Below are 26,316 nucleotides of genomic sequence, written 5' to 3'. Positions count from 1 at the left end.
CGGCCGTCTAGCCCGGCCGGGGTGTCGAGGTGATGTGACAGGTCAGGAAACGAATTCGGGTATCGAGCTCGGCGGCGGTCTCCTCGAACGCCGTCCCGCCATCCGCCGCCGAGGGGTCGGGAATGCTCCAGTGGATCAGCTCGGGCGGCCCGGGAAACTCGGGGCAGACCCGCCGCACCCGATCGCACAGGCTGATCACATAGTCGAACCGCCGCGTCGCGAACCTGTCGAAGTGCTTGGCCTCCCGCCCGCCGATGTCGAGCCCGTAGGTCCGCATCACCCGCACCGCGTCCGGATGCAGCCGCTTGGGGTGGCTCCCCGCGCTGACCGCCTCGGCCAGACCCCCGCCATGCCGGTTCAGCAGGGCCTCGGCCATCTGCGACCGCGCACTGTTGCCCGTGCACAAGAACAGAACCCCTGCAGGCCGCCGCTCCACGTCCTCCCCCGACCGCGCCGACCCCAGATGCGTCGCCGGCCAAGCCCCACACGCCTGCTGGGATGGCGCCGTCGGCAGGACTGAACCCTCGGACGGCGCTGACGGCGAGGCCGAACCCCGGGACGGCGCTGGCGGCAGCGAGTGTCGAGGAGGCGTTGCCGACGATGGCGATCTCGCGGGCGACACCGGCGGGAACGAGCGCCGGGGGCCCGTTGGTGGCAGGGGTGAATGCCCGGGCGATGCTGGCGGCAGAGACGAGGCCTGAGGCGGCGCAGCCGGCAGGGACGAATGCTGAGGCGACGTTGGTGGTGGTGGCGGGGATTGGGAGCGCGTCAGCGACAGGGGGTGGTGCGCGAACAGGGACGGGGCCAGAGCCGGGTGGAGGGCGGTCGCGGCGTTGGTGAGGAGGCGGCCGCAACGTTCCAGGTCGATGCGGTAGTAGAGGTCGCGGCGATCGGCCGAACTGCGGCGGACCGCCACCAGCCCGGCGGAACGCAGGCGGCCCAGGTGGTAGGAGACCAGCGGCTGGGGCTGGCCCGCCAAGGCGGCCAGCTCGCGGACCTGGCGGTCGCTTCGAGCCAGCTCGGCCAGCAGGCGCCAGCGCAGCTCGTGACCGAGCAAGAGAAAGACCTCCGGCGGCGCCGGAATCTCAGCCGAGCGTGCAGCCTCCATACCCCGAAACTACATCAAATGAGTTTGATACATCAATACAGATTGATGGAATTCACTCCAGGCGCGCCCGGCCGACCGTGCCGCCCCGGGACGTGCCAGGCCGGACGTAGAAGCCGGACGCGCCAGGCCGAGCGTGCCTCCCGAACGTGTCGAGCCGAACGTGCCGCCCCAGAGGTGCAGCTGCGGAGGTGCCGGGTCGAACATGCGGGAACGCGTATATGCCAGTGGGATGCTCCGGGGCGGTTCAGGGGCGGGCGAAGTGGACGATGTCGGGCTCGCTACGCGGGACGTCCGGCGGCCGTACCTCTGCCCGCCGGCACAGCAGGCACCCGAAAGCGGGCATGGCGCCCGGACACTCCGCACCGCCTACATGCCGCGGCCGGTGAGCTATGACGTACCAGCCTGGACGTGGCGGACTGGGCCTGCGAGGCCGGACGTTCCAGGCTCAGATGTACCAGCCCGAGTCTGCCAGGCCCGAACGCGCCGGGCGCGGACATGACGGGCCAAGCGTGCCAGGCCCGAGTGTGCCCGGCTCAGGACACGACGAGGTCGGACGTGGTGAGCGTGGACGTGGCAGGCCGGGCTGGACGTGGCAGGCGCGGACGTGGCGGGGGCCGAGCGTTCCAGGCCCGGGCATGCCGGGCCCTGGGCACGACGAGGCCTGACGTTGTGCGCGGGCGGGCCGGGGTGGGCTTGTCAGGGGTGGATATGACGGAGGGCAGTGACCTTTGGTCACTGCCCTGGCGTCGGTTGTTGTGCGGGTGGGTCAGGCCGACTTCTCGCGGGGCTCGCGCTTGGTGCGCTCGCGGGGGACGAGGGTCGGGTTGACGTGCTCCAGGACCGCCTCGCGGGTGATCACCACGCGGGCCACGTCGTGGCGGGACGGGACCTCGTACATCACGGAGAGGAGGACCTCCTCCATGATGGCGCGGAGGCCACGGGCGCCGGTGCCGCGGAGGATGGCCTGGTCGGCGATCGCCTCGAGGGCGTCGTCGGTGAACTCCAGGTCGACCCCGTCGAGCTCGAAGAGGCGGTGGTACTGGCGGACCAGCGCGTTCTTGGGCTCGGTGAGGATGTTGATCAGAGCCTCACGGTCCAGGTTGTGCACGCTGGTGATCACTGGGAGGCGGCCGACGAACTCGGGGATCATGCCGAACTTGAGGAGGTCCTCGGGCATGACGTCCGCGAGGACGTTGACCGACTCGTCGAACTCGGTCTTGGAACGGATGACCGCACCGAAGCCCATGCCCTGCTTGCCGACACGGGACTCGACGATCTTTTCCAGCCCGGCGAAGGCGCCACCGCAGATGAACAGCACGTTCGTGGTGTCGATCTGGATGAACTCCTGGTGGGGGTGCTTGCGGCCGCCCTGGGGCGGAACGCTCGCGGTGGTGCCCTCCAGGATCTTCAACAGGGCCTGCTGGACGCCTTCACCGGAGACGTCCCGGGTGATCGACGGGTTCTCGCTCTTGCGAGCGATCTTGTCGACCTCGTCGATGTAGATGATCCCGGTCTCGGCCTTCTTGACGTCGTAGTCGGCCGCCTGGATCAGCTTCAGCAGGATGTTCTCGACGTCCTCGCCCACGTAGCCGGCCTCGGTGAGGGCCGTGGCGTCCGCGATGGCGAACGGGACGTTGAGAAGTTTGGCGAGCGTCTGCGCGAGCAGGGTCTTGCCGGATCCGGTCGGCCCCAGCAGCAGGATGTTGGACTTGGCCAGCTCGACCGCGTCGTCCCTGTTGTTGTCGCCCGACTGGATCCGCTTGTAGTGGTTGTACACAGCCACGGAGAGGGCCTTCTTGGCCGTCTCCTGCCCGATCACATAGGAGTCGAGGAAGTCGAAGATCTCCCTCGGCTTGGGCAGGCTGTCCCACTTGAGGTCGGAGGTCTCGGAGAGCTCCTCCTCGATGATCTCGTTACAGAGATCGATGCACTCGTCGCAGATGTACACGCCCGGACCCGCGATGAGCTTCTTGACCTGCTTCTGGCTCTTTCCACAGAACGAGCACTTGAGCAGGTCACCACCGTCGCCGATGCGTGCCACGCAACTGTCTCCTTTTCGTGGGGCCGCCCGCCTAGAGGATGCGGCGCAGCTCGGCTTCAGTCCCGAAGGCTCTCGACGTTGGAATCGACGTTACCGCCTCCAACGGACTTGGTAAGCCCCTCGCCCGGAAGTATGACGACCGGGCTGGGGGTTTCCCTCGTCCGGGTGCCGTCTCAGGACGACACTACCTCGGCCTTGCGCTTCCTGCTGACGAAGACGTCGTCGATCAAGCCGTACGTCTTGGCCTCATCAGCAGTCAGGATCTTGTCACGCTCGATGTCCCGGCGCACCTCGTCGATGCTCTTGCCGCTGTGCTCGGCCAGGATCTCCTCGAGGAGCTCACGGATCCGCATGATCTCGCGCGCCTGGATCTCGATGTCGCTGGACTGGCCGTAGGAGCCCTCGGTCGCCGGCTGGTGGATCAGGATCCGCGAGTTGGGCAGGGCCGCCCGCTTGCCCTTGGTGCCCGCGGCGAGGAGGACGGCCGCGGCCGATGCGGCCTGGCCGATGCAGACGGTCTGCACGTCCGGCTTGACGAACTGCATCGTGTCGTAGATCGCCGTCATGGCGGTGAACGAGCCGCCGGGCGAGTTGATGTAGATGCTTATATCGCGGTCCGGGTCGATCGACTCGAGCGTGATCAGCTGGGCCATCACGTCGTTGGCCGACGCGTCGTCGATCTGGACGCCGAGGAAGATGATCCGCTCTTCGAAGAGCTTGTTGTACGGGTTCATCTCCTTGACGCCGTACGTGGTGCGCTCGACGAAGGACGGGATGATGTAGCGGTTGTCGATGGGCGCCGGCGACCCCGCCGTGACGAGGTTGGGCCTGATCAGGTCGCTCACTTGTGTGCCTCCGATAAAAGATTCAGGTCGTCAGGAGACGGGGCCCTCGGAGGGCACCTGGGTCGCGCTCTCCACCACGTGGTCGACGAAGCCGTAGTCCTTGGCCTCGGCGGCGGTGAACCAGCGGTCGCGGTCGGAGTCGCGCTCGATCTGGTCCAGCGGCTGACCGGTGTGTTCGGCGATCTTCTCGGCGAGCGTCTTCTTGACGTACAGCATCTGCTCGGCCTGGATCTTGATGTCGGAGGCCGTGCCGCCGATGCCGCCGGACGGCTGGTGCATCATGATCCGCGCGTGCGGCAGGGCGAAGCGCTTGCCGGTGGTGCCGGCGCACAGCAGGAACTGCCCCATCGAGGCGGCCAGGCCCATGCCGACCGTCACGATGTCGTTCGGGACGTACTGCATGATGTCGTAGATCGCCATGCCCGCGGTGACGGAGCCACCGGGCGAGTTGATGTAGAGCGTGATGTCGCGGCGGCCGTCCTCTGCGGACAGCAGAAGCAGCTCGGCGCAGATGCGGTTGGCGATGTCGTCGTCGACCTGCTGGCCGAGCACGACGATCCGCTGCCGCAGCAGGCGCTGGAAAAGCTGCTCACCCAGGGGAAGCAGGGGCGCCTCGGCCACCCGCGCCTGGATCGGCGACGACTCGTCGAAAGTCGGAGGCATGCTCACCGGGTGTTCCTCCGGTCCTTTTATCGGTTCGGATGATTGGACATTAACGCGCCCCCGCCACCGTTCATGCCGAAGGGGCCGCCTTTTCGCTGGGGGCGTAGTGCGCCGAACCGGCTCGCTTCCACCGGGACGCGGTCCCCGGGAAACGCCTGAGCCCGGCCTGGGCGGGTTCGGGCGGCCCAGGCCGGGCTCAGGAGGGCCTCAGGGCGCGTCAGGCGTCCTTCTTCTCCGCTTCCTTGGCCTCGGCGGCGTCGGCGGCCGGAGTCTCGTCAGCGGCGGCCTCAGCGGCTTCCGGGGCGTCCGCCTCGTCCGCGTCGGTGTCCGTGGCCTCGGCGGCCTCGGTCTCGGTGTCGGTGTCGGCGACCTCGGCGTCGGCGTCGGCGGCGGCGTCGGCGTCGGCGGCGTCGGTCTCGCCGTTCAGCTCGCGGCGGACGGCCTCGACGTCGATGACCTCACCGGCCTCGTCCTTGATCGTGACGTGCTCGACCACGAGGTTGAGGGCCTTGCTGCGCAGCACCTCCGACACGATGGCCGGGAGCTGGTTGTTCTCGGTGAGGTACTGGGCCAGCTGCTGCGGGGCGACGCCCATCTGCATGGCCTGGGTGACGACGTACTCGCTGAGCTCCTCGTTCTCGACGTTGAGCTCCTCCTGGACGGCGAGCTGGTCGAGGACGAAGCCGCCCTTGACGGCCAGCGCGGCCGCGTCGGCGACGTCCTTGTCGAAGTCCTCCTCGGACTTCTCCTCGTCGGCGAGGTAGTCGGCCTTGGTCATGCCGGCCATCTGGAGCTGCTGCTCCAGCTGCTGGTTGCGCCGCGAGATCTCCTCGTCGACGACCTTCTCCGGCAGCGGGATGTCGACCTTCTCCAGCAGGGCCTCGAGCGCCTTGTCACGGGCGTCGGACAGCTGCTGCATGCGGCCCTGCCGCTCGAGCCGGCCCCGGACGTCGTCGCGGAGCTCGCCGATGGTGTCGAACTCGCTGGCCATCTGGGCGAAGTCGTCGTCCAGCTCCGGCATGTTCTTGACCTTGACCGACTGCACCGTGACGGTGACCTCGGCCTCCTCGCCGCCGCGCTCGCCGGCGACCAGGGTGCTGGTGAACGTCTTACTCTCGCCGGCCGAGAGGCCGACCAGCGCGTCGTCGAGGCCTTCGATGGCCGACTTGCTGCCGACCTCGTAGGAGTAGCCGCTGGTGGAGGCGTCCTCGATGTCCTCGCCGTCGATGGTGGCGGCCAGGTCGACGGTGGCGAAGTCGCCGTCCTCGACGGCGCGCTCGACGGTGGTGAGCGAGGCGAACCGCTCGCGCAGGTTGTCGACGGTCTCGTCGATCTGCTCGTCGGTGATCTCGGCGGTGTCGACGGTGACCTCGAGGCCGTCGTAGTCCGGCACCTCGAACTTGGGCCGGATGTCGACCTCGGCGGTGAACGCGAACTGCTCGCCGTCGTTGAGCTCGGTCACCTCGACGTCGGGCTGGCCGAGGACGAACAGCTCCTTCTCCTCGACCGCGCGGCCGTAGAGCTCGGGCAGCGCGTCGTTGACGGCCTCCTGCAGGACCGCACCCCGGCCGACGTACTTGTCGATGAGCGGGGCGGGGACCTTGCCGCGGCGGAAGCCCTTGATGCTGACCTGCTGCGAGATCTCCTTGTACGCCTTGTCGAGATTCGGCTTGAGCTCGTCGAACGGAACCTCGACGGTGAGCTTGACCCGCGTGGGGGTCAGCTCCTCGACATCGGTCTTCACTGGGGTAGGTCTCCTTGGATCCGGCGCTGTCTCGGCCGCGGCGTTCGACGTTCGACGCGTACTCAGCCAATCAGTCTCTAGGGTCGGGCGCGGGCACGCCGAAGAACCGGCGCCGCGCCTCGCGCGCCAAGTCTATGGGGTCCGGCGGCCCGCTGCGGCCATCGGTGGCGGATAAAGACCGCCCGAAGTGCGGACACACCCGGCGCCCCTCCCCCGTGGCGATCTCAATCTGTGACGGATGTTGTCGGAGGGTGTGACATGCAGCACGTCACCCCTCATACTCGTTCGGGATGAACGGGATAGTTGCGGCCTTTGGGGCGACCGGTCTGTATTACGTCGGGTTCGCCATATTCAAGCTCGCCGCGGACCGGATGGAACCGGTCCGGGGCAACCGGATCCCGCACATGGTCTGGGTGATCGTCACCAACTGGATCTTCCTGGTCGGGTTGGCGCTGGTCCTGGGCGGGCTCAGCCTGCAGATCCTCGCGCTGAGCAAGCTCTCCCTCGGCATCGCCGTGCCCATCTTCATGTCCGGGGTCGTCCCGCTGGTCCTGATCGCGATCGTCTTCTTCGGCGAGCGCATGACGCCGCGCGAATGGCTCAGCCTGGTGCTCATCGGCGCCGCCGTCGGGCTGCTCACGCTGTCGATCGGCAACCCGCCCCCGCTGGAGGCCGTCGACGTCCCGCTCTGGAAGCTGGGCGTGGTGGTCGGCCCGGCGGTGCTGGTGCCGCTGGTCATCATCGTGCTGAGCGACTACCGCCCGGACGGCCGGCACGCACGGCCGATCACCGGGATCGCGTACGGGCTGAGCTCCGGCTTCCCGGTCGGCACCGCGGAGCTGGCGATCAAGGGCTGGAGCGACTCCGGCGCCACCGGCCTGGACATCCTGGCGACGCCGTACCCGTACGTGACGGTGCTGGCCGCCGCGCTCGGCTTCGGCATCATGGTCGCCGCGTTCCAGCGCTGCCGGGTGACGATCGTGGCGACCGTCATGACGGTCAGCGCCAAGTCGTACCTGCTGCTCATGGGCACGTTCATGTACGCCGAGCCCTGGCCGAGCGACTTCGAGCACTTCTCGCTGCGGCTGGCCGCGCTGGCGCTGGGCGCGATCGCGGTGCTGCAGTTCCCGCGCCACCAGCCGCTGGCCGACGAGGACCGCCCGGAGCACGAGGAGCCCGCCCCGGCGCAGGATCCGTTCGGGCAGGCGGGCGCCGCCTCGCGCGGCACGCTGACACAGGCGCCGCTCGTCCGGGATCCGCTGGGCGGGATCCCGCTCGCGAGCCCGTCGCCGCTGGCCGCGCCGACCCCGCCGGAGCAGCCGGTCCACCGGCCGGACGCGCGGCACCCGGGCCACTCCGGCCACCACCCGGCCGCCCAGGCCGCCCAGCCGCACGCCGAGCCGAACATGTCGAACGTGCCGCCGCAGGCCCCCTACGAGGACGCGGCGCACGGGCGGTATCCCGCGCAGCAGACGCCGCCGCCGGTCTACAGCCCGTACGCCGACGACCTGCTCGGACGCGGCCCGTACGACCGCGACGACCAGCGGCCGCAGCACCCCGACCCGGCGCCGGGGCACCACGACCGCTGACCGGGCCGGTCACTTGCGCTTGTCGCGCCCCTTGCCCCCGTCGCCCCTGCCACCGTCACGCTGAGCCGGGAGGCCCTTGTCGAGGCCGGCGCGGCGCAGAGCGTCGGCCATCGCGCCCGAGCCGCCGCCCGAGCCGGAGTCGCGTCCGCTGCGCCCGCCCTGCTGACCACCGCGGCCACCTTGCTGACCGCCACGGCCGCCCTGCTGGCCACCGCGACCGCCACCGCCACCGCCGCCGCCACCGCCACCGCTGCGCTGCTGGCCGCCTTCACCGCGCTGGCCCCCGGAACGCTGGCCGGCACCGCGCTCGGCACCGCGCTCGGCACCGCGCTGGCCGCCGCCGCCCCGCTGGCCGCGGTTGTCGCCACGGCGACCGCCGCCACCGCCCTGCTCACGGCCGCCGCCCTGCTGCGACTCCTCGTCCAGCCGCAGCGTGAGCGAGATGCGCTTGCGCTGGAGGTCGACGTCGAGCACCTTCACCCGGACGATGTCGCCGGGCTTGACCACGTCGCGCGGGTCCTCGACGAACTTGTTGGACATCGCCGAGATGTGGACGAGCCCGTCCTGGTGCACGCCCACGTCCACGAACGCGCCGAACGCGGCGACGTTGGTGACGACGCCCTCCAGGACCATCCCGGCCTCGAGGTCGGCGAGCTTGTCGACGCCCTCCTTGAAGGTGGCCGTCCTGAACGCGGGACGCGGGTCGCGGCCGGGCTTCTCCAGCTCGGCGAGGATGTCGGTGACGGTCGGCAGCCCGAACGTGTCGTCCACGAAGCTCTGCGGCTTCAGCGCGCGCAGCGCCGCGGTGTTGCCGATGAGCCCCTTGATGTCGCCACCGGAGGAGTCCAGGATGCGGCGCACCACCGGGTACGACTCGGGGTGCACGCTGGAGGCGTCCAGCGGGTCGTCGCCGCCCGGGATGCGCAGGAAGCCCGCGCACTGCTCGAACGCCTTGGGCCCGAGCCGCGCGACGTCCTTCAGGCCCGACCGGGTGCGGAACGGCCCGTTGGCGTCGCGGTGGGACACGATGCTCTCGGCCAGGCTCTCGCCGATGCCCGACACCCGGGTCAGCAGCGGCGCGGACGCGGTGTTGACGTCGACGCCCACGGCGTTCACGCAGTCTTCGACCACGGCGTCCAGCGAGCGCGACAACTTCACCTCCGACAGGTCGTGCTGGTACTGGCCGACGCCGATGGACTTCGGGTCGATCTTGACCAGCTCGGCCAGCGGGTCCTGGAGCCGTCGCGCGATCGAGACCGCGCCGCGCAGGGACACGTCCAGCTCGGGCAGCTCGCGCGAGGCGAACGCGGACGCCGAGTACACCGACGCGCCCGCCTCGGACACCATGATCTTGGTGAGGCCGAGGTCGGGGTGCCGGGAGATCAGGTCTGCGGCCAGCTTGTCGGTCTCCCGCGAGGCGGTGCCGTTGCCGATCGCGACCAGGTCGACCTTGTGCTCGCGCGCCAGCCGGGCCAGCGTCTCGATCGACTCGTCCCACTTGCGCCGCGGCTCGTGCGGGAAGATCGCGTCGGTGGCGACGACCTTGCCCGTCGCGTCCACCACCGCGACCTTCACGCCGGTGCGCAGACCGGGGTCCAGGCCCAGCGTCGCGCGCGTCCCGGCGGGCGCCGCGAGCAGCAGGTCGCGCAGGTTGGCGGCGAACACCTTGACCGCCTCGTCCTCGGCCTCCTGCCGCAGCCGCGTGCGCAGGTCGATGCCGAGGTGCACCAGGATGCGGGTGCGCCAGGCCCAGCGCACGGCGTCGCCCAGCCAGCGGTCCGCGGGACGCCCCTGGTCGACGATGGCGAAGCGCCGGGCGATCTCCGCCTCGTACGTGCTGCGGCCGCCCTCGGGCACCTCCTCCGGGGGCTCCGGCTCCATGTCGAGGTCGAGGACCTCTTCCTTCTCGCCGCGGAACAGCGCGAGGATCCGGTGCGAGGGCAGCTTGGTGAACGGCTCGGCGAACGCGAAGTAGTCGGAGAACTTGGCGCCCGCCTCCTCCTTGCCCTCGCGCACCTTGGACACGACCCGGCCGCGCGACCACACCTGCTCGCGCAGCGCGCCGATGAGATCGGCGTCCTCGGCGAAACGTTCGACCAGGATCGCGCGGGCGCCCTCCAGCGCCGCCCCCGCGTCCGCGACGCCCTTCTCCTCGTCCACGTACCCGGCGGCCTCGGCCTGCGGGTCGGTGGACGGGTCGCTGAGCAGCAGGTCGGCGAGCGGCTCCAGGCCGGCCTCGCGCGCGATCTGCGCCTTGGTGCGGCGCTTGGGCTTGTAGGGCAGGTAGATGTCCTCCAGCCGCGCCTTGGTGTCGGCCCCGGTGATCTGGGCGCGCAGCTCGTCGGTCAGCTTGCCCTGCGACTCGATCGACTCGAGGATCGCCGCCCGCCGTTCGTCCATCTCGCGCAGGTAGCGCAGGCGTTCCTCCAGCGCGCGCAGTTGCGCGTCGTCGAGGGCTCCGGTGGCCTCCTTGCGGTAGCGCGCGATGAACGGCACCGTCGAACCGCCGTCGAGCAGGTCGACGGCGACCCGCACCTGCCCCTCGCGGACGCCGAGTTCGTCGGCGATGCGCCGGCTGATCGGGACCGGTTCGGTGCCGGTGGTGCCTGTCTGAGTGATGGACGCTGTCACGACTGGAATCCCGCTCTCTCCCCTGGATACGCCCTGGCATTGTCCAGGAAGCGACCTGACTTGTCGCGTCGAAGGGGCGGCCGGTGGGGCTCGGGCCCCCCGGACCGGGGGCCTAGCACCACTCCCCCCGCGCGCCGGACGGACCAGAATGGGGTGATCGGCAGGCGGGACGACGGAGGAGGAGCCGTGATCGACCACGACGAGGGGCCCGCCCCCGGCGGCCTGATCAGCCGCTGGTTCGTGTCGGGCGTGCGCGGCCTGGTCCAGGTCGTGCTCGCGTTCGCGGCCGGTCTCCCGCTGTTCATCCTCTCCGTGGTGTCGTTCGCGCTGATCCTGGTCGGCGTCGGCGTCTTCCTGCTGCCCCCGGTGCTGCGTGCGCTGCGCACTCTGGCCGACCAGCAGCGGGCCTGGGCCGCCGAATGGTCGGGCGTTCGGATCCCGGCGCCCTACCGGCCCGATCCGCGCCCTTCGGGCAACCCGTTCCGCGGGCTCGCCCGGCTCCTCGGCGACCCCGCGACCTGGCGGGACGTGCTGTGGTCGCTGCTGAACGTCCCCGTCGGCCTGCTCCTGGGGCTGCTGCCCGCGGCCATGGTGGTGTACGGGGTGGAGGGCATGCTGGTCGCGCCCTGGATCGGCGGCGTCGCCGATTACGGCTGGGGGCCGTTCTGGACGCTGGACGACTGGGGGTTCGTCGGCATCGCCGGCTCGGTCGTGCTGGGCGCGCTCCTCGTGGTGATCGGGCTGCCTCTGGGGCCGCGGATCCTGAACGCGCACGCGCTGTTCAACCGTTCGCTGCTGTCCCCCACCCGGGCCGCGCTGGAACGCCGCGTCCAGGAGCTGACCGCGACCCGGTCGGAGACCGTGGACGCCTCCGCCGCCGAGCTGCGCCGCATCGAACGCGACCTGCACGACGGCGCCCAGGCCCGCCTGGTGGCGCTCAGCATGAACATCGGCCTGGCCGAGGAGCTCATGAAACACGACCCCGAGGCGGCCCAGCGACTCCTGGCCGAGGCCCGGGAGGCCAGCGGCACCGCGCTCACCGAACTGCGCGACCTCGTCCGCGGCATCCACCCGCCCGTCCTGGCCGAACGCGGTCTCGACGGCGGCGTGCGCGCCCTGGCCCTCTCGCTGCCACTGCCGGTCGACGTCACCATCGAACTGGCCGGCCGGCCGGAGGCGCCGGTGGAGTCGGCCGCCTACTTCGCCGTCGCCGAGATGCTCGCCAACGTCGCCAAGCACAGCGGCGCCCAGCGCGCCTGGATCGACGTGCACCATTCGGGCGGCGCGCTCAAGATGATCATCGGCGACGACGGGACGGGCGGCGCGGACCCGGCGGCGGGCTCGGGCATGCGCGGAATCGAACGCCGTCTGGCCGCCTTCGATGGGACCATGGTCGTGACCAGTCCGCCCGGCGGACCCACCGTCGTGACCATGGAGCTCCCGTGCGCGTTGTCATCGCCGAGGACCTTGCCCTCCTCAGGGACGGACTGATCCGCCTCCTCGAGGCGTTCCAGTTCGAGGTCGTCGAGGCGGTCGACAACGGCCCCTCGCTGCTCCGCGCGCTCACCGCCCACCGGCCCGACGTCGCCGTCGTGGACGTCCGGCTCCCGCCGACGTTCACCGACGAGGGCCTGCGCGCCGCCCTGGAGGCGCGCAAGGAGATCCCCGGCCTGCCCGTCCTCGTCCTCTCCCAGCACGTCGAGCAGCTGTACGCGCGCGAGCTGCTCAGCGACAGCTCGGGCGGCATCGGCTACCTGCTCAAGGACCGGGTGTCGGACGTGAGCCAGTTCGTGGACGCCGTCCGCCGGGTCGCCGCCGGCGGCACCGCCCTCGACCCCGACGTCGTCGCGCAGCTCCTCACCCGCCGCGCCCGCGAGGAGCCCCTCCAGGCGCTCACGCCGCGCGAACGCGAGGTCCTGGAGCTCATGGCCGAGGGCCGCTCCAACGCCGCGATCGCCGCCAAGCTCTTCATCACCGAGAAGGCCATCAGCAAGCACACCAACAACATCTTCGGCAAGCTCAACCTCCCCCCGTCCGAAGACGACAATCGCCGCGTCCTGGCCGTCATCACCTACCTCAACGCCTAGTGCACCGCTTTGGCCATCACCCGGACAGGGTGGGCGCGGGTCCATCCGGAAAAGTGCGCAGTCAAGCGCGTCCGGCCCTTTTCGTTTGTGTCACACGGCACAACTGAGGGGTAAGTCCCGTCGCCTTGGCGACGGCGGCAAAAGCAGGCTCGCGGCATCAACGGCGTACCACCGGCCACAAGAACTGGGGCGCCGGATAACCGCCCGGCCGTTGAAGGCGAGCCTGCCCAGGGTGCGATGAGACCGGCGTCAGGCACCGTCCAGCTCACCGTCGCGGATCCGGGTGACGAGCCGCCCCCACTGGGCGGGAGTCAGGGTGAGGATCTTGTCGTCACGGTCACGCGAGTCCCTGACCAGGATCGACTCGCCGTGACGTGCCAGTTCCACGCAATCGCCGGTATCGGCGCTCTTTCCGCTCTTCCGCCAAGCGATCATGGAGCGACAGTTCGGCCGGGCAACCATCCACGACCCTCCGTTCGCCGCGTCGGCCCGCACCCCCGGCGAATCGAGCCGAACGACACCCGGCCACCAAGGGTCGGGCAGGGCGCACGAGCCCACGGCCTTGTGGGTGATTTCCGACGTTAAGTGTAAACCGTTCACCTTTCCTCGCCTATGGGCCCAAACAAGATCACCCACCGCGCTTTGCCGCCGGTGGTTGTTCGGACGCCGGTGAGGAACCGGACGCGGTTTGCGGCGAAACGGGACCTACGGCCGGAGAGGGCCGCTCAGGACATCTCCTCGGCTGCGGCCAGCAGCAAGTCCCGCGACTCGCCGGCGGAGAGGGCCACCTCCAGAAGCGCCTCGAAATCGGACGCGAACTTGCCGACCTGAGGATCGTCGCCCATGACCATGGAGACGTCACGGCCCGTGTCGAGGTAGAGCATGTCCGACAGGCCGCCGTCGAACTCGAGCAGCGTGAACGGGCCGGTGAGCCCGGCGTGCTCGCCCGCGTCGAACGGGATGATGCGGAAGGTGAGAAGGTCGTCGAGCTCCACCTGCTCGGCTATGTGGCGGAGCTGCGCGGGCATGATGGCCGGATCGCGCGACTTGCCGATGTGCCGGCGGATGACCGCCTCGTCCACGACGAAGTAGCGCCGCGGCCGCTCCGCACGCTTGGCCAGCTCCTCCTGGCGCCGCATCCGGAAATTGACCACGCCGCCGACCCGCGCCGGGGACAGGAAGACCGCGGTCTGCGCCTCCGAGTAGCCGCGGGTCTGCAACAGGCCGGGCACGACCGAGGACTGGTATTGGCGGATGAACGCCGCACCCGCCTCATAGCCCACGTAGTTGAGGTAGGTGGCCGAGCTGTCGCCTTTGAAGTCGTCCCACCACGCCTTGGCCCGTGCACCGCGGTTGAGGGTCTGCAGCCGCTCCCGCTGACTCTCGGACGTGATCCCGTACAGCGTGAGCAGCGCGTCCAGATCGACCTTCGTGATCGAACTTCGCCCGCCCTCGACCCTGATCAATTTGGACGGCGACCATTCCAGCCGATCGGCGACCTGCTCTTGGGTCAGCGATTTCTCCCTGCGGATCCGGACCAGATCACTCCGGAGGATCGCGCTCTGCACGACCGGTCCCTGGTCTACCGCCATGATCGTGACCCACCCTCCGTAGTCGATGCCGTCAAACCAGTAGTCTCGCGCGGCCTAACTGCGCGTGCCAGGTAGCATTTCGCCTCCTGCCGGATTACGACATTCGAACCCCGACAGTCCGGCATCACGGGTTTACCGATCGCCATATCGCATCTCGGCGCCTCGTACAAGCCCTGGCCGTTGCCGAGAGGGGCCGATGCTACCGGCCAATGTGACAGGTGGCAACTTGGATGCCCCCAATCTACCGGAGAACAGTTTGGCGTGAACCAGACTGTCCGGTATCGACATGCTACACTCCAAGGTGGATCTTCGTCACGGACTTCCGGCGACAGCCGGACCGAACGGGATCACGACGAGCGGCCGCCGGACAAGCCGAGCCGACCCTTGGTTTGCGGCCAGCCGCATTCAGCCCGAATCGCTCAACGACGATCGAGGAGGCGACATGAAGCATGGCGAATCGCCACACGCACAAAGGGCCGCATCCGTCTCTCACTGATCCGAAGGTATCCAGCCAACTGGGATCAGTGCGACGAATGCGACCCTCCACACCGTTCACGCAAACGCTTTGGTCAGATCGGCCACATGAGGTGCTTGCAGGCACGCACATACCGGCCGTTTTCCGCCAAACGGAACGGACAGTCGGCCACTAACCGACCATCCGATACCTGACCAGGCCAATGGGCAAACCGGTTCACCCATGGTAGCCACCGTTCGGCGGGCTACCAAGAGGGGGACCGCGATGCCCTCCCCGCGGCCATCGGACCTGGGAGAACGGCAACTGGCAGCTTCCGGCCACCGCGGATATTCGCAACTTTTGAACTGGTTCGAAGGTTCCCCCCATGCCCCTGAGAAAGCAGCGGCCAGGAAAGACCAAAGAGGCCGCGCAGAGCCCCATCCAGCACATCCGAAGAGAACCACACGGTGACCATCACCAGAATGCGCCGTTTGGTATACAGAAACCCGTTCACGAGCATGAAACGGGACTTCAGACCGCCCTGTCCTTGCTGGGCGGTCTCGGTTCGGCCGGCACCGCGGCACTGGTCTGCCTCCTGGCCGGACGCGGCGACCCGCTCGCCATGGCGGCGGTCTTCTGCATGATCGTGCTCCTGGTCCGGTGGGTGCTCGGCTGGACCCGGCTGCTCACCGACGTCCGCGACGCCTGGGCGATCGCGGGCACGACCCACCAGGCCTCCGGGCCGAACGGCCCCGAGTTCGGCCCCGCGTTGAGCCGGGCGCTCAGCGGGCCGGCCTCCGGGTCCGCCGCCGAACCTGACGCGGGGCCTGGCTCCGGGCCCGACGCGGAGCCGGGCACCGGGCCTGACCCAGAGCCGCCCCGGGGCCCTCGGCGCAAGCCCCGGGCGACCTTCTGGGAGGTGCTGCGAGAGGCCGAGCGGGAGGTGCTGCGCTCGATGTCCACGCGGCGCACGTTCGTGCGCGGCGCGACGCTCGTGAGCGAGGGCGAGCCGGCCCACTTCGTGCTGATCATCCTCTCCGGCTGGACGAAGATCTCCGTCACCGAGGGCGGCCGGGAACTGCTTCTCGGCGAACGCGGGCCGGGCCAGCTGATCGGAGAGCGGGCCGCCCTCAAGGTGAACGTGCGGTCGGCGACCATCATCGCCCTCGACACGGTCGAGGCCCTCTGGCTGCCGACCTCGTCCTTCGCGCGCTTCATCAGCCGGCATCCGCATGTGCTCGACATCGTGGAGAACCAGATCTACGACCGGCTGACCGAGGGACCGGGGCAGGCACCAGGCGGGCCCGGCCCGGAGGGCGGCGGCACCACGTTCCCGGGCGGGTCCGGCGATTCGGGGGGCGGCGGGGACGATGACGCGGGTGAGGACGGCGACGGGTTCCCGGACGTGGACAGGCAGAACTGCACGATCGTCGTGACCGACGTCGTCGGCTACGCGTCCCCCGACAGGACGGAGGAGGACCGGTCATACATCGAGGAGAGGCACCTGGAGATGGTGCGGCAGAGCTTCCTCCGGGCCGGGATCCCCTGGCGCAGTTGCTACCCGCGCCAGGTCGGCGACGAGCTGCTGGTGGTGGCTCCCCCGAGCGTCGCGACCGCCCAGGTCGTCCGGTCCCTGGAGATCCTGCTCGCGCTGCTCAAGACGCATCACCGCCGCTCGGCGCCCCCTGTCCAGATTCGGCTGCGCGCGGCCGTGTCGGTCGGGCCGCTGACGACCCACCGCAGGGGCGTTCCCTCCGGGGACGCGCTCGTCAGGTCGGCGCGGATGCTGAACGCCGACGTGCTGCGCGACGCGGTCGGCGCGTCCGGCGCGCTGCTCGGCGTCCTGGCCTCGGGCTACGTCTTCGAGAGCGTCATCCTGACGATGGGGCCGGGAGAGCGGGAGGGGTACTGCGAGGTGGCGGACACGGTCAAGGAGACCCACTTCACCGCCTGGATGAAGCTCAACAGGCCGATGCTGGAGCCCTGACGCCGGGGACTCATGATCACAGGTCCCGGCGGAGGCCTCCGGCACGCCGAATTCATTGCGCCCGAAATCGACGCCTTTAGATGTCCGATTCTCGGGGGTCTGGTCTTGGGTCACCGGACATCCGCAGGCCGGTGACAGGACCAGTGGGTGGTCTTGAAGCGTGGTGTCACGAGGCCTTGAAGGGCCACGGAGGCACGGTTACGATCCCCACAACTCTTAGGAAACTTTCCTAAGAGTGATGGAGTGCTCCATCGATTCGGGGTTCCTGTTGGTTCGGGGTGAACTGAACGAGGAGAACCATGTCCAGACCCCGCGGGCGGCGAGCGATAGGGCTGGCCGGCGCATTGATCATCGCGATGGCCGGGTCACTGGTCGCGGCGCCCCAGGCGTCGGCCGCGGCGGTGACCGCCACCTGTACGAAGACCTCCGACTGGGGCACCGGCTTCGGCGGCCAGTGCACCGTGAAGAACGGCACCACGGCGTCCATCCCGAGCTGGAAAATGGAGTTCGACCTCCCGGCCGGGACGGCCATCGGCTCCACCTGGGACGCCGCCAAGGCCGTCTCGGGCGACCACTACACCTTCACCAACGTCGGCTGGAACGGCACGCTGGCGGCCGGGGCGAGCGCGAGCTTCGGCTTCAACGGCACCGGGCCCGGCTGGATCTCCGGCTGCAAGGTCAACGGTGCGACCTGCGACGGGACGGGCGGGCCGGGTGACGACACCCAGGCCCCGACCGCGCCCGGCAACCTGCGCTCCACCGCGAAGACGTCCAGCAGCGTCTCGCTGGCCTGGAACGCCTCGACCGACAACGTCGGCGTGACAGGGTACGACGTCTTCCGGGGCGGCACCCTGGCCGACACGGTCACCGGCACCAGTACGACGATCTCCGGGTTGTCGGCGAGCACGGCCTACTCGTTCACCGTCAAGGCCAAGGACGCGGCCGGCAACTCCTCGGCGGCGTCCGGCGCGGTGAGCGTGACCACCGACGCGGGCGGGCCCGGTCCCGGCCCGGGCGGTGACAAGGTGATCGGCTACTTCGCGCAGTGGGGCGTCTACCAGCGCGCCTACCACGTCAAGAACATCGACACGAGCGGCTCCGCGGCCAAACTGACGCACATCAACTACGCGTTCGGCAACGTGCAGAACGGCCGGTGCACCATCGGCGACAGCTACGCCGACTACGAGAAGGCCTACACCGCCGGCGAGAGCGTGGACGGCGTGGCCGACACGTGGGACCAGCCGCTGCGCGGCAGCTTCAACCAGCTGCGCAAGCTGAAGAAGAAGCACCCGCACATCAAGGTCATCTGGTCGTTCGGCGGCTGGACCTGGTCCGGCGGCTTCGGCCAGGCGGCGGCCAACCCGGCCGCGTTCGCCGACTCCTGCCACAGCCTGGTCGAGGACCCGCGCTGGGCGGACGTCTTCGACGGCATCGACATCGACTGGGAGTACCCGAACGCCTGCGGTCTCACCTGTGACACCAGCGGGCCCGCCGCGTTCAAGAACCTGATGTCGGCGCTGCGCGGCGAGTTCGGGTCGGGCAACCTCGTCACCGCCGCCATCACGGCCGACGGTTCGAGCGGCGGCAAGATCGACGCGGCCGACTACGGCGGCGCCGCGCAGTACGTCGACTGGTACCTGCCGATGACGTACGACTTCTTCGGCGCCTGGGCGGCGCAGGGCCCGACCGCCCCGCACTCGCCGCTCACCTCGTACCCGGGCATCCCGCAGCAGGGCTTCAACAGCGACGCCGCCATCCAGAAGCTCAAGTCCAAGGGCGTCCCGGCGAACAAGCTGCTGCTCGGCATCGGCTTCTACGGCCGCGGCTGGCAGGGCGTCACGCAGGCCGCACCGGGCGGCACCGCCTCCGGTCCCGCGCCCGGCACCTACGAGCAGGGCATCGAGGACTACAAGGTCCTCAAGACGCGCTGCGCGGCCAACGGCACCGTCGCCGGCACCGCGTACGCGCACTGCGGCAACCAGTGGTGGAGCTACGACACCCCCGCCACCATCGGCGGGAAGATGACCTACGCCAAGAACCAGGGTCTGGGCGGGTCCTTCTTCTGGGAGCTCAGCGGCGACACCTCCAACGGTGAGCTCATCACCGCGCTGAAGAACGGCCTCGGCTGACGACGCGACCCCACCACGTCGAGCCGAGGCTCGGGCCCCTGACCCACCGCGCAGGTCAGGGGCCCGTCCCATCTCCCGGGGGATCAGTCGCGGAGCTGGGAGAGGATCTTGGCTCGTTCGTCGGCGTTGCGGCTCAGGTAGCCGATCCAGGACGAGCCCGCGCCGGCGTACGCGCGCATCACGTTCGCCAGCGTGGGCTCCAGGCCGCCGACGCCGCGGCCGAGGATCTCGTTGGCGATGACGACGGCCTCGTTGACGGCCAGGCCGTCGTCGGCCATCCGGCGCAGCGCGGGCTCCATGCCCTGCTCGCGCCGCAGCAGGTCGTAGAGCTCGATACGGGGCCTCAGCAGCTCGACGCGCCGCGCGTACTCCCCCGAGGGCAGGTCGTTGTCGCGCCGGAACGCGGGCTCCAGCAGCGCCGCGAGCCGCTGGACGTGGTCGTCGCCGTGGCCCGCGAGCCGGCCGGGGAACTCCTTCTCGAACTCGTCCCAGTCGACGCTCAGGGCGCGGACGTCCTCGATGCGTGGCAGGAAACGCACCCGGGCCGGGTCGGCGGCGACGAACGCGTCCACCAGCAGCCGGTAGCTCAGCGAGGAGTGCTCGGCCAGCAGCAGGGCGTCGAAGAGGTCCTTGGCCTGGGGGTAGGTGTCGTCCAGCAGCCACATGAGCTTCCACGCGAGGGACAGCTCGGGGGTCGCGGCGTTGAGCAGGACGTCGTCCACCAGGGTCGGCTCCGGCTCCACCGGCAGATGCTCGTTGAACACGAAGTCGAGCTGGACGGTGCCCTGCGGCACGGCCTGGGACTTCCAGGGCAGGAGGAGCCGCCGCCCCGGCACCCGGTCGTAGGTCCAGATGTCCTCGGTGACGGCACCGCGCGCGTCCAGCCTCACCGCGCCGGACGAGGACGCCGCCTCGGCCTCCCAGGCGATGCCCTCGAGCATCTGCCGCGTCCGGTGCTCGGCCATCCGCCATGTACGGGGCACGACCACGAAGTCCAGGTCGCCGGGCTCGCGGGCGAGGTCCCCGTACCACGCCCGCAGCAGGACGCTCCCCCGCAGCACCAGGTGGTCGGCCCACGGCGACCCGGCGATCGCCCGGAGGACGTGGCCGACGGCCTGCCGCCGGTCGGAGTACCACCGCACGTTGAGGTAGCCGGAGTCGAAGACCGGCTCACCGATGCGCATCGCGTTGCTGAACTGCTTCAGTGCCGGGTCGAACACCGGCCGCTGCACGGCGCCGGGCACCGGCCGCAGGGTCGCGGGCAGGCCGAGCCGCCGGCGCGTCACCTCGTCCGGCCCGTCGTGCGGCACCTCCGCCTCGGGCTTCCAGGGGCCGCCTCGCAGGCTCTCCCAGGTCGAGCTCATCTCCGGTTCCTCCCTTCGGTGATCCATCCGTCGTCGAGCGACTCGGCGTCGTCGGCCACTACGTACTCGCGTTCGACCGAGGCGATCTCGTGGCCCGCCGCGCGCAGCACGGCGGTGAGGGCGTCCAGGCGGCGGCCCGCGGTGAGCGAGCCGACCGCGCGGCAGCGCTGGGTGACGAACCGCTCCTGGAGGCCGTCCGCGCGGACGCGGCGCGCGTTGCGCGACAGGTGCGCCTCGTGCCGGACGACCAGCCCGGCGAGCGCGGGCAGTCCTCCGGCGTCCGCGCCGAGCAGCAGCTTGACGTGGTGCTCGAAGTAGCGGCCGGGCGCCTGCTCCTCGTCGTCGGTGCGCGGCACGCCCTCGTTCCAGGGGGCCGCCTCGATCTTGGTCCGGGTGACCGCGCACCCGGCCGCCCGCAGCCCGGCCGCGGTGTCCGCCGCCCGCTCGCGGGCCTCCGTCAACGTTCCGGTCGTGCGGAGCGTCAGCATCGGCTGCGACGGCGTCCGGCCGCGCTCCAGCACGATGTGGACGACCTTCAGGCCGCGCGGCGCCGCCCAGCTTTCGAGCGCGGCGAGGTCGCGCGCCGCCACCGTGAGGTGGGTCTCGAAGTCGCCGGCGAAGTCGTGTAATGCGGACATGCTGGGATGGTGACAGAGGTCGCGAACGCGAGGCACCTGGATTAACGCTAGTTTCGAACGTATGACGGAATGGAAACTGAGCCGGACGTACCGGAGCACCGCGGGCGAGGTCCGCTGGGACGCCTTCGGCACGGGCGAGCCGCTGGTCCTGCTGCACGGCACGCCGTTCTCGTCGTACGTCTGGCGCGGCATCGCGCGCGGCCTGGCCGACGGGCGCCGGGTGTACGTGTGGGACATGCCGGGCTACGGCTCGTCCGAGATGGCCGAGGGGCAGGACGTCTCTCTCGGCGCCCAGGGGCGCGTCTTCGCCGAGCTGCTGGCCCACTGGGGGCTGGACGAGCCGCAGGTGGCCGCCCACGACTTCGGCGGCGCCGTCGCGCTGCGCGCCCACCTGCTGCACGGCGCGCGCTACCGGCGGCTGGCGGTCGTCGACCCGGTGGCGCTGGCGCCCTGGGGGTCGCCGTTCTTCCGGCTCGTCGGCGACAACGCCGCGGTCTTCGAGCGGCTCCCGCCCGCGCTGCACCGGGCGCTCGTCCGGGAGTACGTGACGTCCGCGAGCGGCCCCGGCCTCCACCCGGGGACGCTCGACGCCCTCATCGCGCCATGGCTCGGCGAGACCGGGCAGGCGGCGTTCTACCGCCAGATCGCGCAGGCCGACCAGCGGTACACCGACGAGATCCAGGGCCGGTACGGGGAGATCGACCTGCCCGTCCTGGTCTGCTGGGGCACCGACGACGCGTGGATCCCGGTGGCCAAGGCGCACGAGCTGGCCGCCGCGATCCCGGGTGCCCGGCTCCGCCTCATCGAGGGGGCCGGGCACCTCGTCCAGGAGGACGCCCCCGCCGAGCTCACGGCCGCCCTCCTCGGCTTCCTCGACTGACCGGCGTCCCCTAGTCGACCTGGAGGGCGGCCTGGATCTCCAGGTTCAGCTGCAGCCTGGTGCCGAGGGCGAGGGCGCCGCCCGGGATGGTGGCGGTGTCGCCGACGCCGAACTCGGTGCGGTCCAGCTCGCCCGTCGCGGTGAGCCCGACCCGCGACCCCTTGAACGGGTCGTCCTGGCGGAACACGTCGGGCCCGAAGCCGCCGATCTCCAGCCGCAGCGGCACGCTCCTGGTGATCCCGCGCAACGTGAGCTCGCCGTCCAGGACGAACCCGTCGCCGTCCGCGCGCAGGCCGGTGGAGCGGTAGGTCATCGTCGGGTGGTTCGCCACGTCGAGGAAGTCGGCCGACCGCACGTGCTCGTCCCGCTGGTCGTTGGCGGTGTCGATGGAGGCGAGGTCGACGGTCGCGGTGACGCTGGACTCCAGCGGGTTCGCGGCGGTGACGATCGTGCCCTCGACGCCGGTGAACCGGCCGCGCACCTTGTTGAGCATCATGTGCCGGATCTTGAAGCTCACGTCGCTGTGCACGGGGTCGATGACCCAGGTGCCGGCGACGTAGCCGGGAATCTCGACAATTTCGACAGTCATGGTGTCTCCTAGGGGTGACGAGAAGTAAGAAGGTTCTCTTTGATGCCTCAGTCTCAAAGCGGAACCGTTCTCATCCTGCGAAGGCTTGTCTGAGCCGACAAGAAGGCACTTGTTTCTGCCATGGGCACACGGAGGGAACCATGGAGGTCAGCGACTTCAGGGGGCGTGAACCCGCGCTCTGCGAGACCCACCGCGTGCTCGACCGCATCGCCGACAAGTGGTCGCTCTACACGATCACCGTTCTCAGCACCGGCACCCGGCGTTTCACCGAGCTCAAGCGCGAGGTCACCGGCATCAGCCAGCGCATGCTCACCGCCACCCTGCGCGGCCTCGAACGCGACGGCATCGTCACCCGCACGGTCCATCCGGTCATCCCGCCGCACGTCGACTACGAGCTGACGCCGCTCGGCCACACCCTCGTCGACGCCGTCAAGAACCTGATGGCCTGGTCGGAGGAGCACATGGACGAGATCGCGCTGGCCCGCGAGGACTACGACTCGCGCGAGAGCTGAAGCCCTGCGCCCCTGTCCGGAACGGAGGGCTTCGCCTCTCCCGGGGGCTGACGTATCGTCCGAAACGTGAGGACGACCGGCGCGGGACCGGCGCCGGTGGAAGGAGCGTCCCGTGTTGCGCGTGTTCTGTTTCGGTGACCTCGGGCTGACGGTCGAGGACGTCTACCTCGTCGATCCCGACCCCGACCGCGGCGGCCACGAGCGCGGCGTCCGCGTCGAGCTCCGCCCGGTCGAGCCGCAGGACCGGCGCGGCTCCCCCAACGCCTCCCAGCCCGTCGCCCTCGGCCAGGCGATCTGGCGCGGCGACTTCCTCGAGTCGGTCAAGGGAGGCCCGGGCACCAAGGACCGCATGCACCACCACCCCGGCATGCGCGCGGGCGAGCCGGGCCGCCGCGTCTTCGAGCCCGGCCTCACCGACGACCCGATGGCCTGGCTGGAGAAGCGGCTCGGCGACCTGGAGCCCCTCCTCGACGCGGCGGGCGTCCCCGTCACGCCCGCCCACCGGCACGCCGCCGCCGTCCTCCGCGACAACCTCACCGAGGTCGTCGGCACGATCACGACCGTGCTGAGCGAGGTCCGCGCCGGCACCCTCGCCCACTCACCCCCCGAGTAGCGCGGCGCCGCGGCGGCGCCGATCCGCGGCTCAGCCGTGGAGCAGCGCGGCGCAGATCCGCGGGACGGCCGTCCCGATCGGCTCCCGGATCACCTCGGTCGCCAGGTCGTCGTACGGCGTGGGGTCGCGGTTGACGATGACCAGCGTCGCGCCGTGCCGTACGGCCTCGGCGCACAACCCCGCGGCGGGCTCCACCATCAGCGAGCTGCCGATCGCCAGGAACAGCTGCGAGGCCCGCGCGACGGCCCCCGCCCGCCCGAGCACGTCCTCGTCGAGGAACTGCCCGAACATCACCACCGACGGCTTGAGGATCCCGCCGCACGAGCACGCGGGCTCCTCCCCGCCCCGTTCCAGCACGTTCGAGGTCGGGCTCCGCTCACCGCACGACAGGCACGTCACCGTCGCCAGGCTGCCGTGCAGCTCCAGCACCTTGCGCTCGGACGACCCGGCCTTCTGGTGCAGCCCGTCCACGTTCTGTGTGAGAACCCGGACGGCCTTGCCGCCGTGCTCCAGCTCGGCCAGCGCCGCGTGCGCCGCGTTCGGCGCCACCTCGGTCCGGTACAGCTCCCGGTAGGACGACCACAGCCGGCGCCGCACGCCGGCGTCCGCGACGAACGTGTCGTAGGTGAAGAGGTCGGCCAGGCTCGGGTCCTTGGTCCAGATGCCCTGCGGCCCCCGGTAGTCGGGAATGCCGGAGTCGGTGGAGATTCCGGCGCCCGTCAGCACCGCGATCCGCGTGACCCCGCGCATCCATTCCGGCGCGTCCGTGTCCATGCGCGCCACCGTATGCGCCACCACCACGCGACCGCGATCGTTTATCCGGCGCCTCCGCGCCGGGCCGTCGCGGCGCTTCCCATGGCCCGGACTGGTCTCACTGCTTGACCTGTTCGCCGAGGTGGTCGTAGGAGGTGGGGCAGACGAGGATCTGCAGGGAGTAGCCGCGTCCGATCCGGATCTGCGTCGGGTCGGGACGTACCCCTTCCTCGGCGGGCGGCCAGCTCTCGCCGCCGTGCTCCCCGCTGTCGATGGCGAGGAGGAGCTCCAGGTCGGCGCCGCACTCGCACTCGATGACCTCCGGGCCGCTGAGGTTCCAGCGGGCCCAGCCGCCGACCTTCCAGCCGCCCACCAGGGCCAGTTCCCACCGGTAGTCGTGGCCCGTCTCCTCCTGCCAGGCGATGATGCGCTGCTCCAGGTCGTAGGGCAGCAGGCCGAGGTACTCGTACTCGGTGATCTGTTCGGGCCGCAGGACGCACGGCTCCGGGAGGTACTGGTCCGACTCCATGACCGTGGGCCCGGGCTGGACGGTCAGCGGGTTCGCCACGTCGGAGGAACGCCACCGCAGCTCGGCCAGCGGGCAGATGAGGTCCGCGTCATGCTCGAAGGGGCACCACAGGACCTGCACCATGTCCGTGCCCTCGGGCGGGTGAAGGTCGGGGACGTCGCGGGCGTAGAGCTGAGCCACCGCGAGCAGCGGGAGTTCACGGGGCACCGAGGTCGGCGCCCGCTCGTCCAGCCTTCTCAGCTCGGCCCGGAGCTCGTCGGTGAAGGCGTCGTCGTCGCGGGCCTGGTCGAGAAGCCGCCGGCGGAGGCGTTCGTCGGCGGGGCTTCGCAGGTCCTCCGCGAAGGCGTGGGTGCGCGTGCAGACGGGCCACGGCTCGTCGGCGGGCCAGAGGAGCGGGCCGCCGACCGAGCTGTCGTGGACGCCCGGGGAGCCCGGGCGCGGGTGCAGGCGCGTCGCCGTCCTGGCGTGGTCGGCCAGTTCGGGGAACGCCGCTTCGAGATCGACGGGACGCGGTGGTGTGGTCATTGCTGGGAGGTCATCCAGAGGTCGATGAGCTCGGCGGTGGGGTTGGTGAGGGCGGCGACGCTCTTGTCTTCGTGATCGACCTCGATGCCGACGGGGAGGAGCTCGGGGCCCAGGCCGCTGAAGAAGGCGTCCGGCTCGGGGAGCCTCTCGTACTCGCCGGGACGCCACCAGTAGACCAGCGGGGTGATGGGCTTCTCGCCCTTCTCGTAGTGGGTGCGGGCGAGGTCCTGCATGGCCTCCAGCGCGCCGAAGATGTGATGGTCGGTGCCGATCACCTGGATGATCACGTACTCCGGGATGGGGACGGAGATCAGGGCGCCGAACGGGGCGGCCTGCCGGACGTGGCGGTTCAGCAGGTACAGGTGGGCGCCGATGTAGCGGTGCGCCTCGCCGACGTGCGTGATCGGGATGCCGTAGATCTCGTCGTCCTGGGTGTAGTGCGGCTCGTTCTCCAGCGACCAGCGGATCGCGGCGCCGAACGCCTCGTTCTCGGGGACGTCGCCGAGCGTCTCGCGGGTGAGCGGCGACAGCGACTCGGGGTAGTCGATCACGACGGTCTCCAGCAGCCCGGCCGCCAGCGGGCGCGTCACGAGGTCGTCGACCAGGTCGCCGAGGTCCTCCTCGTAGTAGATGCGCAGGCGGAGCTGCCCGGCGGCGAGCACCCGGTCGATCTCGGCCTTCTCCCGGCCGAACGCCGTGGTCATCTTCTGCACGAACTCGGCGGCCAGCCGCGGGAGCTCGGCGCGGGAGTTGCGCCCGGCCTCCTGCCGCCAGTCGGCGGTGTTGATCGTCCAGGTCTCCCCGTCGGGGCCGGTGACGTCGACCGTCTCGGGGTCCAGCGTGACGGCCCGGTAACCCCGCCGTTCGAAGGCGTCCAGCAGCGCGTTCCCGATGATGTCGGACACGGTTCTCCCATCGTGACGATTCAGATGATCAACCCCCGGAGCAGGTCACGCTAGCGATCTTTCGCCCCCTCCCGTAAATCGGGAAGAAATCGGGTCCCGGCGCGGGTTACGTTGGGTCAAGGCGGGCCAGGCCCGCGT

22 protein-coding genes are annotated in these 26,316 nt (G+C 70.3%); 8 read left to right on the top strand and 14 right to left on the bottom strand.

Annotated features, from left to right (window positions below):
* Positions 1-7 precede the first annotated feature (7 nt).
* From ABZ810_RS43795 to tig, 5 genes are all read right to left on the bottom strand, one after another.
* Complete coding sequence (locus ABZ810_RS43795; RefSeq protein WP_358413399.1) at positions 8-1,108, bottom strand: MarR family transcriptional regulator; 1,101 nt, start codon at positions 1,106-1,108, stop codon at positions 8-10.
* Between the two features lie 766 nt (positions 1,109-1,874).
* Positions 1,875-3,149 carry an ATP-dependent Clp protease ATP-binding subunit ClpX gene (gene clpX / locus ABZ810_RS43790; protein ID WP_358413397.1) on the bottom strand — a complete coding sequence of 425 codons (1,275 nt, stop codon included), beginning with the start codon at positions 3,147-3,149 and terminating at the stop codon, positions 1,875-1,877.
* A 173-nt stretch (positions 3,150-3,322) separates the two neighbouring features.
* Entirely contained in the window at positions 3,323-3,994 is a 672-nt protein-coding gene (locus ABZ810_RS43785) for an ATP-dependent Clp protease proteolytic subunit (protein WP_358413395.1), read from the bottom strand.
* Between the two features lie 30 nt (positions 3,995-4,024).
* The gene (locus tag ABZ810_RS43780; protein ID WP_358413487.1) at positions 4,025-4,657 is read right to left on the bottom strand and encodes an ATP-dependent Clp protease proteolytic subunit; all 633 of its coding nucleotides are present in this window, start codon (positions 4,655-4,657) and stop codon (positions 4,025-4,027) included.
* Between the two features lie 217 nt (positions 4,658-4,874).
* Complete coding sequence (gene tig / locus ABZ810_RS43775; protein ID WP_358413393.1) at positions 4,875-6,401, bottom strand: trigger factor; 1,527 nt, start codon at positions 6,399-6,401, stop codon at positions 4,875-4,877.
* A 290-nt stretch (positions 6,402-6,691) separates the two neighbouring features.
* Between tig and ABZ810_RS43770 the strand changes: the two genes are divergently transcribed.
* Positions 6,692-7,990 carry a hypothetical protein gene (locus ABZ810_RS43770; RefSeq protein ID WP_358413391.1) on the top strand — a complete coding sequence of 433 codons (1,299 nt, stop codon included), beginning with the start codon at positions 6,692-6,694 and terminating at the stop codon, positions 7,988-7,990.
* 9 nt (positions 7,991-7,999) lie between these two features.
* Here ABZ810_RS43770 and ABZ810_RS43765 read toward each other — a convergent pair whose 3' ends face one another.
* Positions 8,000-10,621, bottom strand: a complete 2,622-nt coding sequence (locus tag ABZ810_RS43765; RefSeq protein ID WP_358413389.1) for a Tex family protein — start codon at positions 10,619-10,621, stop codon at positions 8,000-8,002.
* A gap of 186 nt (positions 10,622-10,807) precedes the next feature.
* Here ABZ810_RS43765 and ABZ810_RS43760 point away from each other — a divergent pair, with 186 nt between their 5' ends.
* Both ABZ810_RS43760 and ABZ810_RS43755 read left to right on the top strand, forming a co-directional pair.
* Positions 10,808-12,112 (top strand): sensor domain-containing protein, encoded by a 1,305-nt coding sequence (locus ABZ810_RS43760; RefSeq protein ID WP_358413387.1) that lies wholly within the window; start codon positions 10,808-10,810, stop codon positions 12,110-12,112.
* Positions 12,064-12,708: a response regulator transcription factor gene (locus tag ABZ810_RS43755; RefSeq protein WP_358413385.1), complete on the top strand. Its 645-nt coding sequence runs from the start codon at positions 12,064-12,066 to the stop codon at positions 12,706-12,708. Before ABZ810_RS43760 ends, ABZ810_RS43755 begins: the two co-directional genes overlap by 49 nt.
* Positions 12,709-12,957: 249 nt before the next feature.
* On the opposite strand, the gene ABZ810_RS43750 is transcribed toward ABZ810_RS43755, so the two are convergent.
* Together ABZ810_RS43750 and ABZ810_RS43745 are read right to left on the bottom strand one after the other, a co-directional pair.
* On the bottom strand, positions 12,958-13,143 hold the full coding sequence (locus tag ABZ810_RS43750; RefSeq protein WP_358413384.1) for a DUF397 domain-containing protein: 186 nt from the start codon (positions 13,141-13,143) through the stop codon (positions 12,958-12,960).
* A gap of 290 nt (positions 13,144-13,433) precedes the next feature.
* The gene (locus ABZ810_RS43745) at positions 13,434-14,300 is read right to left on the bottom strand and encodes a helix-turn-helix transcriptional regulator (RefSeq protein WP_358413382.1); all 867 of its coding nucleotides are present in this window, start codon (positions 14,298-14,300) and stop codon (positions 13,434-13,436) included.
* 1,001 nt (positions 14,301-15,301) lie between these two features.
* Here ABZ810_RS43745 and ABZ810_RS43740 point away from each other — a divergent pair.
* Positions 15,302-16,741 (top strand): cyclic nucleotide-binding domain-containing protein, encoded by a 1,440-nt coding sequence (locus ABZ810_RS43740; protein ID WP_358413381.1) that lies wholly within the window; start codon positions 15,302-15,304, stop codon positions 16,739-16,741.
* Between the two features lie 299 nt (positions 16,742-17,040).
* The gene (locus ABZ810_RS43735; RefSeq protein ID WP_358413379.1) at positions 17,041-18,870 is read left to right on the top strand and encodes a glycoside hydrolase family 18 chitinase; all 1,830 of its coding nucleotides are present in this window, start codon (positions 17,041-17,043) and stop codon (positions 18,868-18,870) included.
* 83 nt (positions 18,871-18,953) lie between these two features.
* Here ABZ810_RS43735 and ABZ810_RS43730 read toward each other — a convergent pair whose 3' ends face one another.
* Together ABZ810_RS43730 and ABZ810_RS43725 are read right to left on the bottom strand one after the other, a co-directional pair.
* The gene (locus ABZ810_RS43730; RefSeq protein ID WP_358413377.1) at positions 18,954-20,234 is read right to left on the bottom strand and encodes a nucleotidyl transferase AbiEii/AbiGii toxin family protein; all 1,281 of its coding nucleotides are present in this window, start codon (positions 20,232-20,234) and stop codon (positions 18,954-18,956) included.
* Complete coding sequence (locus ABZ810_RS43725; protein ID WP_358413375.1) at positions 20,231-20,872, bottom strand: hypothetical protein; 642 nt, start codon at positions 20,870-20,872, stop codon at positions 20,231-20,233. The genes ABZ810_RS43730 and ABZ810_RS43725 overlap by 4 nt, the downstream gene beginning before the upstream one ends.
* Before the next feature lie 61 nt (positions 20,873-20,933).
* On the opposite strand from ABZ810_RS43725, the gene ABZ810_RS43720 reads away from it, so the two are divergent.
* Entirely contained in the window at positions 20,934-21,752 is an 819-nt protein-coding gene (locus ABZ810_RS43720; protein ID WP_358413373.1) for an alpha/beta hydrolase, read from the top strand.
* A 10-nt stretch (positions 21,753-21,762) separates the two neighbouring features.
* On the opposite strand, the gene ABZ810_RS43715 is transcribed toward ABZ810_RS43720, so the two are convergent.
* Positions 21,763-22,341, bottom strand: coding sequence for a YceI family protein (locus ABZ810_RS43715; protein ID WP_358413371.1), 579 nt, complete (start codon positions 22,339-22,341; stop codon positions 21,763-21,765).
* Positions 22,342-22,481: 140 nt separating this feature from the next.
* On the opposite strand from ABZ810_RS43715, the gene ABZ810_RS43710 reads away from it, so the two are divergent.
* Both ABZ810_RS43710 and ABZ810_RS43705 read left to right on the top strand, forming a co-directional pair.
* The gene (locus tag ABZ810_RS43710; RefSeq protein WP_358413369.1) at positions 22,482-22,853 is read left to right on the top strand and encodes a helix-turn-helix domain-containing protein; all 372 of its coding nucleotides are present in this window, start codon (positions 22,482-22,484) and stop codon (positions 22,851-22,853) included.
* Between the two features lie 112 nt (positions 22,854-22,965).
* A complete protein-coding gene (locus tag ABZ810_RS43705) occupies positions 22,966-23,466 on the top strand; it encodes a hypothetical protein (RefSeq protein ID WP_358413367.1) in 501 nt (166 codons plus the stop codon).
* A gap of 30 nt (positions 23,467-23,496) precedes the next feature.
* Here the strand turns inward: ABZ810_RS43705 and ABZ810_RS43700 are convergent, their stop codons facing one another.
* From ABZ810_RS43700 to ABZ810_RS43690, 3 genes are all read right to left on the bottom strand, one after another.
* Positions 23,497-24,240, bottom strand: coding sequence for a Sir2 family NAD-dependent protein deacetylase (locus tag ABZ810_RS43700; protein WP_358413365.1), 744 nt, complete (start codon positions 24,238-24,240; stop codon positions 23,497-23,499).
* Between the two features lie 97 nt (positions 24,241-24,337).
* Positions 24,338-25,273, bottom strand: coding sequence for a hypothetical protein (locus tag ABZ810_RS43695; RefSeq protein WP_358413363.1), 936 nt, complete (start codon positions 25,271-25,273; stop codon positions 24,338-24,340).
* The gene (locus ABZ810_RS43690; RefSeq protein ID WP_358413362.1) at positions 25,270-26,178 is read right to left on the bottom strand and encodes a hypothetical protein; all 909 of its coding nucleotides are present in this window, start codon (positions 26,176-26,178) and stop codon (positions 25,270-25,272) included. Before ABZ810_RS43690 ends, ABZ810_RS43695 begins: the two co-directional genes overlap by 4 nt.
* Positions 26,179-26,316: the final 138 nt, after the last annotated feature.

Origin of the sequence: Spirillospora sp. NPDC047279 (assembly GCF_040643285.1) — a bacterium.
Classification (GTDB): Bacteria; Actinomycetota; Actinomycetes; order Streptosporangiales; family Streptosporangiaceae; genus Spirillospora.
Note: the sequence above shows the minus strand (reverse complement) of the source record. Positions and strands in the feature narration are given on the sequence as shown.

Excerpts from the sequence above, each read along its gene's own strand:
- ABZ810_RS43795 (WP_358413399.1), bottom strand. The coding sequence starts at position 1,108 with ATGGAGGCTGCACGCTCGGCTGAGATTCCGGCGCCGCCGGAGGTCTTT.
- ABZ810_RS43780 (WP_358413487.1), bottom strand. The coding sequence starts at position 4,657 with ATGCCTCCGACTTTCGACGAGTCGTCGCCGATCCAGGCGCGGGTGGCC.
- ABZ810_RS43770 (WP_358413391.1), top strand. The coding sequence starts at position 6,692 with ATGAACGGGATAGTTGCGGCCTTTGGGGCGACCGGTCTGTATTACGTC.
- ABZ810_RS43750 (WP_358413384.1), bottom strand. The coding sequence starts at position 13,143 with ATGATCGCTTGGCGGAAGAGCGGAAAGAGCGCCGATACCGGCGATTGC.
- ABZ810_RS43745 (WP_358413382.1), bottom strand. The coding sequence starts at position 14,300 with ATGGCGGTAGACCAGGGACCGGTCGTGCAGAGCGCGATCCTCCGGAGT.
- ABZ810_RS43735 (WP_358413379.1), top strand. The coding sequence starts at position 17,041 with ATGTCCAGACCCCGCGGGCGGCGAGCGATAGGGCTGGCCGGCGCATTG.
- ABZ810_RS43730 (WP_358413377.1), bottom strand. The coding sequence starts at position 20,234 with ATGAGCTCGACCTGGGAGAGCCTGCGAGGCGGCCCCTGGAAGCCCGAG.
- ABZ810_RS43725 (WP_358413375.1), bottom strand. The coding sequence starts at position 20,872 with ATGTCCGCATTACACGACTTCGCCGGCGACTTCGAGACCCACCTCACG.
- ABZ810_RS43720 (WP_358413373.1), top strand. The coding sequence starts at position 20,934 with ATGACGGAATGGAAACTGAGCCGGACGTACCGGAGCACCGCGGGCGAG.
- ABZ810_RS43715 (WP_358413371.1), bottom strand. The coding sequence starts at position 22,341 with ATGACTGTCGAAATTGTCGAGATTCCCGGCTACGTCGCCGGCACCTGG.
- ABZ810_RS43710 (WP_358413369.1), top strand. The coding sequence starts at position 22,482 with ATGGAGGTCAGCGACTTCAGGGGGCGTGAACCCGCGCTCTGCGAGACC.
- ABZ810_RS43700 (WP_358413365.1), bottom strand. The coding sequence starts at position 24,240 with ATGGACACGGACGCGCCGGAATGGATGCGCGGGGTCACGCGGATCGCG.
- ABZ810_RS43695 (WP_358413363.1), bottom strand. The coding sequence starts at position 25,273 with ATGACCACACCACCGCGTCCCGTCGATCTCGAAGCGGCGTTCCCCGAA.